Consider the following 14453-nt stretch of genomic DNA (forward strand, 5'->3'; position numbering starts at 1 on the left):
GGAATAATCAGAATTAATAAACACTTTTTGGCTTATTATATAGTATTAACTTTTTGGGAATAATACATTCGCAATGAGAGGTTTGGTGAAGTTTGTGCCTGTGGAGTATGAGTATAAACAAAAATTTGAACATATATTTCAGTTTTTTTCGAATGGTCTTCTTTTAATCGATGAAGATGGAATAGTACTAGAAATGAATGCGCAAATGGAAGAAATACTACAAATAAATAAGAATGAAGTGATCGGCTCACATGCCGTTAAAATTATGGATTTGTTTGTTAACTCATATGAAAGTAACAAAGAATTCATTGCGAAACTAATGCGATTTGGTGAAGCAGAACTTTGCACGGAAATTCTCACTTTTTTAGGAGATTTAAAATATATATATATGAAAGTATCCAAGCAAGAAGACACTAATATATACCTAGTAGAGATTCACGATGAATCGGAAAAGATTCAAATGAAAAAACGCTTAAATCACACCGAATCATTAAGTACCATAGGCCAGTTAGCTGCAAGCATTGCGCATGAAATTCGTAATCCAATGACATCTCTTAAAGGATTTACCCAATTATTACACCAAACGACAAATGAGGATGGAAAAAGATACTTAGCCGTCATTAATGAAGAAATAAAGCGAATGGAAGAAATTTTGACCGAGTTTTTAGAAGTATCGAAACCAACGAATAATAAATTTGTCTCCTTTGATATAAAAGAACTTATATTGGAAGTCGCTAATTTCATGGCCCCGCAAGCATTAATGAAAAATATAGAATTAATCATCTCGCTAACCCCAGAAAGTAAATTCAAATTTTTAGGTGATCGAAATTTAATCAAACAAGTTTTTATGAATTCGATAAAGAATGCAATTGAAGCTATGCCAAAGGGTGGCAATATTTTTATAACGATTTCAAATATTGGGATGAAGAATGTTTGTATCGAGATAAAAGACCAAGGTCAAGGGATAGAAGCAGATAAAATAGATAAAATTTTTGATCCTTTTTTTACAACGAAGTCTGAAGGGACAGGACTTGGGTTGTCTCATAGTATCCAAGTGATCAAATCCCATGGTGGAACGATTGAAGTAGTAAGTGAAATAGAAGTAGGAACGAGCTTTAAGTTCATACTTCCATTGCAAAAAGAAATTTAACCTATTTTGACAAGATTATAGGATAGCCTATATAATGAAAGCTAATGTCAATTTTATAGGTGAGGATGACTAAGAATGACAAATGAACTACCGAACAATGCGCTAAAGCTATTTGTAGTATTGTCTCGTGCCCATAAAGTAATTCATGAATGTACGAATCAGTTTTTTCAGGAAAATGGATTAAATCCGACAGAATTTGCGGTTTTGGAGCTACTATACCATAAAGGAAAACAACCACTTCAACAGATTGGTAATAAGATCTTACTAGCGAGTGGCTCAATTACTTATGTAGTAGATAAATTAGAAGGACGAGGGTATATTAACCGAGTTTCTAGTCCGACAGACCGACGTGTTACATTTGCGGAAATCACAGATGAGGGTACAGCATTTATGGACGAACTTTTTCCAAGACACGAAGAACAATTGCAACAATTGATGGATGTTTTATCCGAAGAAGAAAAGGTTCATATGATAGAACTCCTAAAAAAATTAGGATTATCTATTAAAAACCTTTCTTAACAAAATAAAACTTCGAGCCCAATTGAGGGCCCGAAGTTTTATTTTGCTTGTATAGTGGAAGCCATTTTTACAAAGTCCTGAACTGCTTGTGCTTCAGTTGTATCAAACACAGTAAGTTTGATCAGTAATCCTTCTCGTTCAAATGCATAGCCATAAACATTTCCTTCAGGAGTATCTATTTGATAAGCATTCATATTTTCAATAGATTCGTTTGTCGGAATTAGGCTTTGATCCGTGATTTCTTCTAAAGTTCCATTATCGTTGGAAGCTTGTAATGTATCCGATAAATTTTTAGTGATATCATCAATTGATGCATCCTCTTTGCTAAACGTCTCTATTCGCATTGATTGTTGATCATTTTCTTGATTGAATAGTAAATCTTTATTTGGTTCTTCAGCTGTCAGTTCATAACCTTCTATCACTGTAAGTGTATAGTTTTGTGTTTCACTTTCTGTTTGTGTTCCTTCAAGCTCTTCTGTTGGTGAAACGATACTTTCTGTTTCCCCTTCGGCCTGAGTGGATTCTTCAACGTTTGCTGATTCTTCTTCAGCTGGAGTTGTTTCCTCGGTAGTTGCGGTATCATCTGTTGGTGTTACCGGCTCTGCACTTTTGTTGACGGTGTCAGTTCCACAAGCCGCAAGTAAGATTGTCAATAAAAGAATGGATAGTAACGTATAGATTTTTTTCACGTTGATTCAGCTCCTTTTTTAAATAGACGTTTTAGTTGGAATAATGTTTCTTCTTCAAGTAAATGGTATTACTAGAAAAAGTAGCAATAGCATGATGATATGAGCTAAGATGATTAATGGCATACTTTTTTTCCATTCGTATAAAAAGCCGAATACTAGACCAATGACAAAGGCCGCTAGTATGCCTAACCAAAATCCGCTAAAAGCAAATGAAAAGCTAAATAATGCTGCACCTACTATTATTGCGAATACTGGAGGGAGATGTTTTTTCAATTGTTGCTGGATATATCCTCTCCAAAAAAGCTCTTCACCTGGTGCTATGATAAATAAAAGTAGCAAGTAATGCCATATGGACGATGGCCCAAATTTATTGATAAAAGAATTGATACTTTTGGTGGACATAAATGGAGCAAGATCAACAAATTTAAAACCAAATAATAAGAGGGCATATGTGAGCACTCCGAAAGCTATACTAAGAATAAAATAATGAAATGTCTTTAATTCATCTTCTATTTTAATGGAATAATAAGCGAGTGACATAAGAAATAAAGCAGTAAAGGTATAGAAGTACCAAAATACTTTCTCATTTGAAAAGGTTAGCCATGCAAAAGCATAAGCCAATATAAGGGGAATTATTAATCGTGTAATTGGTATTTGACGAAACATAAAAAAGCACATCCTAACTAAAATTCAAAACGCCGTTCTTCTTAATTTTGAGAGGAACGGCATGACGTTTAATCTTCATTACTATATAATATTTTATAGCGTTTGTGATTAATCACAGTTTTCTCTTCCATTTCTAGCTCATTAAAATTTTCCATGAAAGTTAAATTGACTATAACAGAATTCTCATTAACTTTCTCAACTATTCCTTGTAAACCATCTTTAAACTCAACAACATTACCAACTTCAGCTATTTTCATAGATTGTTCCATCCCCTTTTAGAACTTATTAGTATACAGTTTGCCCTAAAAAAAGGAGTACGTAAAGTATTTTAACCAAAAGCATTGAAAGTATACACGATTTGACATCAGAAAGGAACGGTTAATATGCATTCATATGAGGAAAAATTGAATATGTTACAAAGCGGTGACATTGAAACGTTAGAAATATCTAAAGAGGACTATTTATCATTTCGAGAAGTGTTAGTCAAAAGGGAGGACTTCAAACATTTTTCCGGGGAAGCAAAACAGGGCGGAAAAATAATTTATTCATATTTACAAATCGCTAGAAGCTAAAGGTTTAGATTTTATAAACAAAAGGTATATTGTAAAAAAATATATGTTTTGTAAAGGGGTACTTAGGGATGGTAGAGACAATTTTAAATAAGGTAGAGTTTACAAGAGAAAAAATGATCCAAGTCGCTCTGGAAAAAGGAGTTTCCCATAAAGAAACGATTGAACTTAGTGAAAAGCTTGATAAACTATTAAATGAATATGAAACGGAAGAAAAACTGAAATAGCTCATTAGGGAGAAATGTGGATGCAAAGTATAAAGCTATTACAAGAAGAATTGAATAAAGCGATTGTTGGTAGAGAAAAGGAAATTGACTTCATGCTGATGGGGTTATTACTCGAGGGGCATGTTCTTTTAGAAAGTGTACCAGGTTCAGGAAAAACAATGATGGCAAAAGCTTTTGCGGAGGCAATACAAGGGGAGTTTAAACGATTACAATTTACACCGGATGTATTGCCTTCAGATGTAACTGGCATTAGTTTTTTTCATCCGCAGCAACAAACGTTTATCCTTCGAGTAGGACCGATTATGAGTAATATACTGCTTGCTGACGAAATTAATCGTGCAACTCCGAGGACGCAGTCTAGCCTACTAGAAGCGATGGAAGAAAAACAAGTATCGATTGATGGCGAGACGATTAAACTGCCATCCCCGTTTATGGTCATAGCTACTCAAAACCCGGTAGAATCTCAGCAAGGAACATTTCCACTACCTGCTGCTCAATTAGACCGTTTTTTATTTAAGTTATCGATTGGTTATCCAACAATTGCCGAGGAAAAAATGATTTTACAGCAATTTGGACGATCACCTGGAAAAGTTCACTTGCAAAAGGTCGTTACGCTAGAACAAATTGGAAAATGGTCGGAACAAGTGAAAGAGGTAGCTGTGCATGATGACATTTTGACTTATATTATTCAAATTGTACATAGCACTAGAAACCATCCATACATAGAACTTGGTCTAAGCAGCCGAGCATCACTGGCACTTCTTCAAGCAGCTAAAGCAAGTGCTTTTATGAAAGGGCGGATGTTCGTTATTCCGGACGACGTTAAGAGAGTAGTAGAACCTGTATGTCTACACCGAATGAAACTATCCACTGAAGGAATGTTAATTCACGACATTGCAGAAGTGATGAAAGAACTTTTAAACACAATTGAAGCACCTGTTGAGGCAAATAGTCGATGAACTGGATTCGTAGAGATTTTGGAACGAATAATACAAAAAACTATGTCCAACTTTTAACTGTTGCTTTATTAGCTAGTTTCTTGTTTAAGCAATATATACTTTTTTCTATTTTTTCTTTTTTACTAATTATAGATTATATAAACTTGTATTATTACCGACATGTCGGAGAAAAGCTAGAACTAGTCAATAAAAAAAAGAGAGTGCGTTTACTGAAGCATTCCACATCTAATTTAGTATTTACTTTCCAAAACAAAGGGCTACCTATTTGGAATGCAACTCTTTTAATATCTTTTCAAACTAGTATAGCTCCGAATGGAATTGCGCATAGAACTACAGCTGGTTTTCACGAAATAAAATTGCCGTTTTCTGTTGGATTTAAGAAGCAGGTTACTATTAAAATTCCAATTGAAGGAGTTCATAGAGGTATTGCTAGGATCAAACAATTAGAAATACAAATTCCGCATCCATTTACAGATGGATCCGTTTCGCTCGAATTTAAGCCGATGATCTTAACGGATGCAATTGTATATCCGCAAATTCATAAAGTAAATGAAAAGCTAATTCCATCTAACCTAAAAGAAGGTTTTTTGGAATGGAATTCATCCTTATATGAAGACCCCTTTTTTCCGATAGGTACAAGAGAGTACGCACCAGGAGACCAATTCCATCATATACACTGGAAGGCTAGCGCTAAAACGCAACAGCTCCAAACTAAAGTATTTACGAAAGTAGCGAATGTCTCTATCTTATTCATTGTAAATGTGAAGAAAAAGCATGGGGTAGTGGTAGATTTTGAAGAAAAAATCGAGTGGCTGGCTTCTCGTTTAGAGGAATGCTATAAAAATGATATTCCTTATTCTTTTGCGATTAATGTAAGAACATATGGAAAATTTCCTTTAGTTTATTTACCTTTAGGTAGTGGAGAAATACATCGGAAGCAAGCATTAGAACTTCTTTCTATTTTGTCTCGGGCAGATAGTTTAATTCCTTTTGAAAAGGTTCTTGCCTATATAGATACAAATGTAGAGCTACCTGTAACAGTATATATTATGACTCATCAAGTAGAAAACTATTTACCCCTACTAAGTCGCATAGAAAAGCGTACAAACGTTTTATATGAAACTGGTATACTTTCGGAGGGAGTTTTATAATGCATAATTCACCCTTAAAGATCCAAGCTCAATCGTTTGGAAACTATTTGCGAGATATATGGTTTGTAGCCTTACTGTTTGTATTGATACGAAAGGAAACGACGGTAGATTTACCTCTTATATGGATTTGTTTGCAATTAATTATCACAATAGTTAGTTTGTTCATTTTCGGAAAAACCGGCCCAAATAGGATTTCTCCTTTTGTTATTCCTTTTTTAATTCTTTTACCTCTGATTTTATTTAGCTCTCCGATTTGGCTATTTCTAGGGAGTGTTGTTTTTTCCACATGGCGCTTGCAAGTAAGATTTAATGAGCGGCAAGAGGAACAAGCAATGGATAGTCCATTTACTCTTTATTATTTTTTTACGTTTTTAGGTGTCCATTTTGTCAGTTTTCTTTTAGGCCATGAGGGATATCAATTTCTTCTCTACGCAGTGTTTCTCATTGGAATAACCCTTTTTGGCGGTGTTCGATTATTCGCTGTCTCTCTGTATGCAAATTCAGAAAATACCATCACAAAAACGAAACTAGCAAGCATTTACTTGCTTAGTATGTTTGGCGTTTTCAGTTTATCCGCTTTAGTATATTTTTTAGTGCCATTCTTTCGAAAAGTAGTCGATCAGTTATTTGAGAAGGTCATCCGAGTGGCACTCATTCCTTTTGCTCCTTTAATAGGCTATTTAGAGGGTTTTATAAAAGGATTACCAATACAAGAGGAAGAAGAGAGCATAAGGATACCGGTAGAGGAGCTAGCGGAAATAGAACAAAAGGAGTTAATAACGAAAGAACCGCTTATAAACTTTCCGTTTGAATGGATTTTTATTGGATTAGCTATTGTTGCAATTCTCTTTGTTGTTCGATATTTATTAAAAAATAAACCAATGCGTTTAAATGCAGAGTTACAAAATATACAATATGAAAATAAACAAATAGATGATGCAGAAGATAAACAAATAACGCATCCAAGCTCCTTATATCAAGTAGAAACTTCTTTTTTACGAGAGAAATATATACAGTTTGAATTAGAAGCACATGGATATGATTATATTAGAGATAAAAGCGAAACCGTTAGAGAATGGTTTGAACGTCAGCAATGGACAGTAGATTCCACATTTTTTCAAACGTACGAAGAAATAAGATATGGCGGTAAGACAATAAGCTCAGAAAAAGCAAATTTGTTCGTTGAAAACTTAGAATCGATAAAAAAAGAAAAATTTTTAAAAAAAGATGTTTAATAAATGGAGAAACGGGCATAGTAATAAAGAACACAGCAACATTCTCATTTCCCCCTTTTTAAAGGATCATCCAAAAGTATTTGGATGGTCCTCTTTTTTTGGTACACTAGAGGTATGAAAATATGATTTGGGGGTAATGACATGGGAGAAAAATTAAAAACTGGATTTATCGGTACAGGTGTTATGGGGAAAAGCTTGGTTAAGCATTTATTAAATGCTGGCCATGAAGTAGTTATTTATACGAGAACAAAGGAAAAAGCAAATGAACTTATTTCTCTTGGAGCTACTTGGGTAGAGCGTGCAAGCGACGTAGCAAGTAATACACAATTAGTATTTACAATGGTAGGTTATCCGCATGACGTAGAAGAGATATATTTTGGAGAAGAAGGCATTTTTGCTGCGGACAATAGAGATTTAGTGATCATCGATTTGACGACATCTACTCCAACTCTCGCTCAAAAAATAGATGTGGCTGCAAAAGAAAAAGGAATGCATGCTCTTGATGCACCAGTTTCCGGAGGAGATATTGGAGCGCAATTAGGAAAATTATCGATTATGTGTGGTGGAGAAAAAGAAACTTTTGAGAAAGTTTTGCCTATACTAAACCTTTTCGGAGAAACGATTTTATATCAAGGTGCCGCAGGATCGGGTCAGCATACGAAAATGTGTAACCAAATAACGATTGCAACTGGAATGATAGGGGTTTGTGAAGCATTAGCTTACGGTCAAAAAGCTGGACTCGATTTAGAACAAGTGTTACTTTCTATTTCAACTGGTGCAGCTGGTTCTTGGTCTTTAAGTAATTTGGCGCCTCGCATGATAGCGGGCAATTTTGAACCAGGCTTTTATATTAAACATTTTGTAAAAGATATGAAAATAGCGCTTGATGAAGCAGAAACAATGAATTTAGAGCTTCCAGGTCTACAGCTGGCCAAATCCATGTATGACGAACTAGTTGCAAAAGGCTATGAAGAAAATGGGACACAAGCACTTATAAAATCTTACGAATGAAATAGGAACTATTAACCACTTTGTGATACAATCGATCTATAGTAGTGTTAATAGAGAGGACGAATCATATGAACGATCATAAAGGAATCTTGCTAGAAAGCGGAACGAATGAGCTAGAAATAGTAGAATTTCAAGTTGGCACTAGCAAATTTGGTATCAATGTTATTAAAGTAAAAGAAATAATACAACCAATTCCGGTTACATTTATCCCGCATGCACATCCGCATGTGGAAGGGATCGTACAATTGCGGGGGGAAGTGCTACCTGTAGTAAGTATGGCTAGGGTGCTTGGCCTCCCAGAAGTAAACAAAAAAGACCAAGAAAAATATATAGTAACTGAATTTAACAAGCAACGAGTAGTATTCCATGTAGATAATGTAACGCAAATTCACCGAATCTCGTGGGAGCAAATTGAGAAGCCAAGTGATATTTATCAAGGTGGCACTTCTCATGTCATAGGAGTTATTAAACGCGAGGATGAAATGGTTCTATTACTAGATTATGAGCGAATAATCGTAGATATAAGTCCAGAATCAGGGATAAATATTGAATCGGTTAAAAAGCTTGGAGAACGAGAGCGCTCCCATAAAAAAATCGTCATTGCAGAGGATTCACCATTACTTCGTAAGCTATTGCATGACACATTGCATGCAGCGGGCTATGTTAACCTAGACTTTTTTGAAAATGGAAAAGACGCATTAGCCTACCTAGAAAGCTTAGAAAAAGATTCTTCTAATATCTCTGAACAAGTACAAATAGTAGTGACAGATATTGAAATGCCCCAAATGGATGGACATGCATTAACTCGCAAAATAAAAGAAAATAACAATTTAGCGAAACTTCCAGTGCTCATTTTCTCGAGCCTCATAACCGATGACCTTCGTCATAAAGGTGATCAAGTAGGGGCAGAAGATCAAATTAGTAAACCTGAAATTGCAGAATTAGTGTTAAAGATAGATCAATATATTTTATAAATCTAAAAAAGATGCCTCCTGTTCGATCCCAGGAAGCGTCTTTTTTATGGTCAACTGGACGAATTCTATCGGGTTACGCAAAAAACGCGAAAGGACTGCGAGGTTGTCGCATCTCTTTCGCATTAAAAGTTACGGGAATGTTGTAGAATTCTTTCGATCTAAGGTATTCCGTATACTCTAGTGTGTTGTTTTAAATGTGATTGCGTTCTTTTGAGACATAGAACATTAAGAATCTAAATATGATTTCATTGTTTGTTTTCTTCGATTGGTTGGTCTTGCATATGATTGCGTGCATAGTGTAGGTTGATTAGAGGGATTCTTCAACGTAGATTGAGGTCCAATGTAATCAGTAAGTACTTGTTTTGCCATTTTTAAATTCATTTTCCGTATAGGGTTTCTATAAGTATCATCTAGATGACCAAGATGCGGTAATTGTTTAAAGTCCTCTTTTGTTGGGATCATATGAAAGTAGTAGTCTGCACATTGAATTAATACGGAGGATTGCTGTTGGCTATTCCTTGGATTTCGAACAAAATGTAGACCCATCTTTTGTGCTCTGTCTTCTTCCAACATTTTATCAATAGCTAGTTTTTTCAACAGGTATAATGGCTTTTTATCAATGGCAGTTTTGGCATGGCGATTGACTGTATAAATTGCTGTCGCTATTCGTTCATCTTCTGTGCTGGTTGTCATAAGATCCTCCCTCAGTATATTTAATATTTAGTATATCATACCAATTTCCAATTAAATTGTATACACAAATTAAAAAAGCAATATTTGGTGCTGGACTAAAGATATGCACAATAATGTCGATAATATAAGGTGAAGTACTGTTTCATTCTAGTTAGTTATGATTCAAATTGGAGGATTCCATGGACAACTCAGTAAAACCAAAACTTATGATGAATCATTATATAGGTGATCTATTGGATGAAAATCCACTACCTTTTATTTTATTGGAAAGAGAAAGCGAAAAAAAATTATCTGTAATCTATTTTAATCACGCTGCTGCAAGCTTTTTTGAAAATACAAGTAGCGAACCACAACAATTTTTTTCAGCAGAAGTGTGGAATCAATTACATGTACTATTAAAAAGTTTGGAAGCTGAAAAACAGACTCTACATACTAGTTTGAACCTTTCATTGCAAAAACAATTATATTCAGTAGGTATTTCTATTTTTTCCCTACAAAATAAAACAACATTATTTTACGGATTAACTATGCACGATAATAAAAGGGATATAGTTGAACATCAAGCATTACTAGCTATAAAGGAAAAATATTTATCCCTATTAAATCATAATACCGATTCCGTTTTATTAGTAGATGAAAAAGGTATGATTCAATATGCAAATGCCGTTACACGTAAAGTGTTAGGATATGACTTAGATAAACTTCTCCATCAACCGATTGAACAATTTATCGAAAGTAATTCACTTGGCAATTTTCAGCTTATGATTAAGCAAACATTGAGTGGCTATCCCACTGAATTGCAAAAATGTTCTTTTAAGCATGTGAACGGTCATTATGTATTTGTGTACTTAAAAGCAATACCTATTCACGATCAAGAGAATGTAAAAGAATTTCATCTCGTTCTAAGAGATCTGACAGTAAGTGCAAATGATAAGGATCAATTATATTATTTGGCATATCACGATCACTTAACTGGTTTATGGAATCGACGCGCGTTGAAAGAGCATCTACGTGATAATTTAATCGACGCCATCGATAGAAAAACTCAAATAGCTATCATGCGAATTGACTTAGATCGATTTAAATTGATAAATGAATCACTTGGTTATAATCATGGCGATGATTTATTAAAGAAAATAGCAGATAGATTAAGTCTTTTTATCAATAAATCATCGAATTTATATCGACAAAGTGGCGATGAGTTTGTTTTTATTTTGAAAGACAAAACCCGTGAAGAGACGAGTAGTTTTGCTGAAAACCTATTGAGTGAATTGTCCAAACCCATTTATCTAGATCATCAAGAATATTTTGTGACAGCTTCTATCGGTATTTCCATGTATCCAATTGATGGAAAGAATTTAGATGAATTGCTTATTAAAGCAGATCAAGCCTTATTTGTGGCAAAAGATAGAGGAAGGGCACATTTCCGTTATTTTCAGGAACAGATGAATTTATCGTTTCCAAATGAAGCTTTAATGGAGTCTCATTTAAGAAGAGCTATTGAAAAAGAAGAGTTGTCTATACATTATCAGCCACAAGTAAATTTAGCTACGGGAGAGATCAACTCTTTTGAAGCATTGTTGCGCTGGAATAATCGAAAGTTTGGATATGTGTCACCCATGCATTTTATCCCACTAGCCGAAGAGTCAGGAATAATTATGCAAATTGGTGACTGGGTTTTAGATGAAGTATGTAAGCAATTAGAATACTGGCAACAAAAAGGTTATCGCCCAGTACGCATTGCTGTTAATATTTCACCTAAACAATTTAAACAAGAAAATTTTGCGATTAAAATTCGTGAAAAAATAGATAACCATAGTATTACACCAGATTCATTAGAGGTAGAAATTACAGAAAGTGCAATGACTGATATGCAAGATACTTTTGCAATGCTAAAAGAACTAAAGGATATTGGAGTCGTTATTTCGATAGACGACTTTGGAACAGGCTATTCTTCCCTTAGCTATTTAAAAAAGTATCCTATCGATATTATTAAAATTGATCAGTCATTTATAAAGGATATGGAACTGGATGAAAAAAATGCGGCTATCGCAACGACAATTATCCAACTTGCCCATAGTTTAGGGATGGAGGTAATTGCAGAGGGCGTAGAGAAAGACCAACAGGTCGAAATTTTAAAATCAGCCAATTGCCAAAAAGCACAGGGTTACTTTTTTAGTCGCCCAGTACCGATAGAAGACATTAACCAATCCTATATGACATCTACCCAACCGTAAATTGTACTTTAAATTTACGGTTTTTTTGTATTCTAGGAAGCTTAGCTTTTTCTAAACGACAAATAGTTAATATTTTAGTTAATCGCAATATAGGGAAACTGCGCGGTAAAGAGATACGGCAAAGGCAATTGATTTCCGCTCCAGGCGGACGCTTACCGCGGGGCGGGAGGTGAGCCTCCTCGTCGCACGCTCCTGCGGGGTCTCACCTGTCCCGCTGATCCCGCAGGTGTCGCCGCCTTGCGCTTCAATCAATAGAACTTGCTGACTAATCCATAATTCAATGCAAAAAAGCTATTTAATTTATTTACCACTGTCAAGCAGTCACTTATTTAGAATCATTTTATGTACAGTATTAATTATAGGAAAGGTTGCTATTAGCCTTTCAAGCAATGGTAGCTCCTAATAATTGATCACAATCGCTAAATAGTATATCTTATACAACTTATCAAGGGTTTTCACCCATAGAAAATGCAACATCGTGCTAAATTTAGTGTCTCATTATGGAGTAAATAGCAAACACTATTGGATTGTAGCGAAAGGGTGGCGACTCCGACGGGAACAGTACGAGCTGAAAGCCCCGCAGGAGCGAGAGCTCCGAGGAGATGGAAGCCGTGCCCGCGGAAAGCGTCCACCCTGTAGCGGAAATCCCAGCGAACACTTCATTCAACTCACTACCGCACAGTTTTCCTAGACTGCGAATATAGTGATTTAACCTAGTTACCATTATCAGAGTCAGCATGTTCCATTAATTTTGTTCCCAGCTGTACACTAATGGAAATACACAGTGTTAAACCTTATGTTTTTTAGTCCATTAAATAAAGTAGCCAAATATGAAATGTCTAATCATTTCACACAAAAAATAAAAATTAAATGTAAGCGATTTCATGGTTTTTTTAGCCATTCATATGCTATCATAGTTTCATAGGGTATGTTTTCTTAAAACGAAAACAGACAAAGGAGTAGAATGCTATGATAGTCGCAAACAGTAAAGATTTTTTACAAATTCCAATAGAGGAATATATTATTTCAGCAGAAAAAGTAGCACATGTACAACTAGGTAATAACGCAGAACATGCATTATTAGTATTAACTAAAACTGGGTATTCTTCTATTCCAGTTCTAGATGTGAAATACAGACTACATGGATTAATAAGCTCACAACAAATCACCGATGAAATTTTAGGACTTGAACATATTGAATATGAACGATTACCGGAACTAAAAGTGGACGATATCATGAAAACAGATGTAGCGGTTATTCACATTAAAGAAAAATTTCAAAAAGGATTAGATTTGTTAGTGAATAATCCTTATATATGCGTAATAGATGACGAGCGAACTTTTTTAGGGATCTTAACTAGAAGAGTTATCTTAAAACAAATGAAAAAGTATTTATACCAAACACAAGAAACTCAAGTATAATTATGTAAAAGTATTGAAGGCCTCTTATGATAAAGGGCCTTCTTTTTCATGTAAGGAGGATAAAAAATGACTTCCGATTTTCTAGTTATTAAAACATTGGCAGAAGAACAAAATATGCGAAAAGCAGCAGAGCGATTATTTTTGTCCCAACCAGCGCTTTCACAGCGCCTTCAAACGATTGAAAAAGAGTGGAATACCAAGCTTTTTTTACGCTCTCAAAAAGGATTGACTGCTACGCCAGAAGGCGAATTGGTTATTGAATTTGCGTCTAATATGATTCAACAAAAAGAAGCGCTATATGAAACAATTCAATCGTTAACTTCTAAAGTGCATGGAACGCTAAAAATCGCATGTGCATCTATAGTCGGGCAAAATTGGCTGCCAAAAGTACTGAAGGATTTTGTTCAAACATATCCAGAAGCAAAGGTATCTCTTTTAACTGGCTGGAGCTCAGAAATTGTAAAAGCCATATATGATGGAGAGGCACAAATTGGTATTGTGCGTGGGCAAACAGACTGGAAAGGAAATAAAATACATCTTTTTCGAGACACACTTTATTTAGTGGATAAAGAAATGACTTCTATAGATGATGTGCTAACAACAGATAAGCCATTTATTCAATTTAAAAGTGATTCAAACTATTATCAGGAAATTCAGCAATGGTGGCAAAAACATTTCTCTAGCAATCCAAAAAGACAAATAATTGTTGATCAAATTGAGACATGTAAGCAAATGGCCTTAAATGGAATTGGTTATGCCATTTTGCCTTCCATTACTTTGACTGGTCAGGAAGATGTTCATAAAATTCCGTTAACGAATAACGAAGAGCAATTTGAGTTAACTAGAGATACTTGGCTTATTGGCTACGATGCAGCTTTTGAATTACCCCAAGTGGAAGCTTTCGTAAGTATTGTAAAAAAACATGCACAAATATTTCAATAAGGAACTTTC

The 14453-nt window shown here is 34.9% G+C and carries 16 protein-coding genes; 12 read left to right on the forward strand and 4 right to left on the reverse strand.

The window, feature by feature from the left end:
• Window positions 1-85 precede the first annotated feature (85 nt).
• Window positions 86-1150, forward strand: a complete 1065-nt coding sequence (locus FG382_RS03710) for an ATP-binding protein (RefSeq protein ID WP_170206442.1) — start codon at window positions 86-88, stop codon at window positions 1148-1150.
• 75 nt (window positions 1151-1225) lie between these two features.
• The gene (locus FG382_RS03715) at window positions 1226-1669 is read left to right on the forward strand and encodes a MarR family winged helix-turn-helix transcriptional regulator (protein WP_142537551.1); all 444 of its coding nucleotides are present in this window, start codon (window positions 1226-1228) and stop codon (window positions 1667-1669) included.
• Between the two features lie 38 nt (window positions 1670-1707).
• Here FG382_RS03715 and FG382_RS03720 read toward each other — a convergent pair whose 3' ends face one another.
• From FG382_RS03720 to FG382_RS03730, 3 genes are all read right to left on the reverse strand, one after another.
• Window positions 1708-2358, reverse strand: coding sequence for a hypothetical protein (locus FG382_RS03720; RefSeq protein WP_142537552.1), 651 nt, complete (start codon window positions 2356-2358; stop codon window positions 1708-1710).
• 54 nt (window positions 2359-2412) lie between these two features.
• Entirely contained in the window at window positions 2413-3024 is a 612-nt protein-coding gene (locus FG382_RS03725; protein WP_142537553.1) for a CPBP family intramembrane glutamic endopeptidase, read from the reverse strand.
• A 68-nt stretch (window positions 3025-3092) separates the two neighbouring features.
• On the reverse strand, window positions 3093-3281 hold the full coding sequence (locus FG382_RS03730; RefSeq protein WP_093264291.1) for a YkvS family protein: 189 nt from the start codon (window positions 3279-3281) through the stop codon (window positions 3093-3095).
• A gap of 126 nt (window positions 3282-3407) precedes the next feature.
• Between FG382_RS03730 and FG382_RS23180 the strand changes: the two genes are divergently transcribed.
• The 7 genes from FG382_RS23180 to FG382_RS03765 all read left to right on the forward strand — a co-directional run bounded on the left by FG382_RS23180 (window position 3408) and on the right by FG382_RS03765 (window position 9150).
• On the forward strand, window positions 3408-3596 hold the full coding sequence (locus tag FG382_RS23180; RefSeq protein WP_142537554.1) for a hypothetical protein: 189 nt from the start codon (window positions 3408-3410) through the stop codon (window positions 3594-3596).
• A 68-nt stretch (window positions 3597-3664) separates the two neighbouring features.
• Window positions 3665-3820 carry an aspartyl-phosphate phosphatase Spo0E family protein gene (locus FG382_RS03740; RefSeq protein ID WP_142537555.1) on the forward strand — a complete coding sequence of 52 codons (156 nt, stop codon included), beginning with the start codon at window positions 3665-3667 and terminating at the stop codon, window positions 3818-3820.
• A gap of 20 nt (window positions 3821-3840) precedes the next feature.
• Window positions 3841-4779: an AAA family ATPase gene (locus tag FG382_RS03745; protein WP_142537556.1), complete on the forward strand. Its 939-nt coding sequence runs from the start codon at window positions 3841-3843 to the stop codon at window positions 4777-4779.
• Window positions 4776-5930, forward strand: a complete 1155-nt coding sequence (locus FG382_RS03750; RefSeq protein WP_142537557.1) for a DUF58 domain-containing protein — start codon at window positions 4776-4778, stop codon at window positions 5928-5930. The genes FG382_RS03745 and FG382_RS03750 overlap by 4 nt, the downstream gene beginning before the upstream one ends.
• Window positions 5930-7165: a hypothetical protein gene (locus tag FG382_RS03755; RefSeq protein WP_142537558.1), complete on the forward strand. Its 1236-nt coding sequence runs from the start codon at window positions 5930-5932 to the stop codon at window positions 7163-7165. Before FG382_RS03750 ends, FG382_RS03755 begins: the two co-directional genes overlap by 1 nt.
• Window positions 7166-7306: 141 nt before the next feature.
• Window positions 7307-8176: an NAD(P)-dependent oxidoreductase gene (locus FG382_RS03760; protein ID WP_142537559.1), complete on the forward strand. Its 870-nt coding sequence runs from the start codon at window positions 7307-7309 to the stop codon at window positions 8174-8176.
• 68 nt (window positions 8177-8244) lie between these two features.
• Window positions 8245-9150 (forward strand): chemotaxis protein, encoded by a 906-nt coding sequence (locus FG382_RS03765; protein ID WP_142537560.1) that lies wholly within the window; start codon window positions 8245-8247, stop codon window positions 9148-9150.
• Window positions 9151-9375: 225 nt separating this feature from the next.
• On the opposite strand, the gene FG382_RS03770 is transcribed toward FG382_RS03765, so the two are convergent.
• Entirely contained in the window at window positions 9376-9843 is a 468-nt protein-coding gene (locus tag FG382_RS03770; RefSeq protein WP_142537561.1) for a YkyB family protein, read from the reverse strand.
• Window positions 9844-10022: 179 nt separating this feature from the next.
• Here FG382_RS03770 and FG382_RS03775 point away from each other — a divergent pair, with 179 nt between their 5' ends.
• The 3 genes from FG382_RS03775 (at window position 10023) to FG382_RS03785 (ending at window position 14444) form a co-directional block, all read left to right on the forward strand.
• Window positions 10023-12080, forward strand: coding sequence for a GGDEF domain-containing phosphodiesterase (locus FG382_RS03775; protein ID WP_142537562.1), 2058 nt, complete (start codon window positions 10023-10025; stop codon window positions 12078-12080).
• Between the two features lie 969 nt (window positions 12081-13049).
• Window positions 13050-13502 (forward strand): cyclic-di-AMP-binding protein CbpB, encoded by a 453-nt coding sequence (cbpB, locus tag FG382_RS03780; RefSeq protein ID WP_142537563.1) that lies wholly within the window; start codon window positions 13050-13052, stop codon window positions 13500-13502.
• Between the two features lie 66 nt (window positions 13503-13568).
• Entirely contained in the window at window positions 13569-14444 is an 876-nt protein-coding gene (locus FG382_RS03785) for a transcriptional regulator CcpC (RefSeq protein ID WP_142537564.1), read from the forward strand.
• Window positions 14445-14453 lie beyond the last annotated feature (9 nt).

Origin of the sequence: Psychrobacillus lasiicapitis, assembly GCF_006861795.1 — a bacterium.
Classification (GTDB): domain Bacteria; phylum Bacillota; class Bacilli; order Bacillales_A; family Planococcaceae; genus Psychrobacillus; species Psychrobacillus lasiicapitis.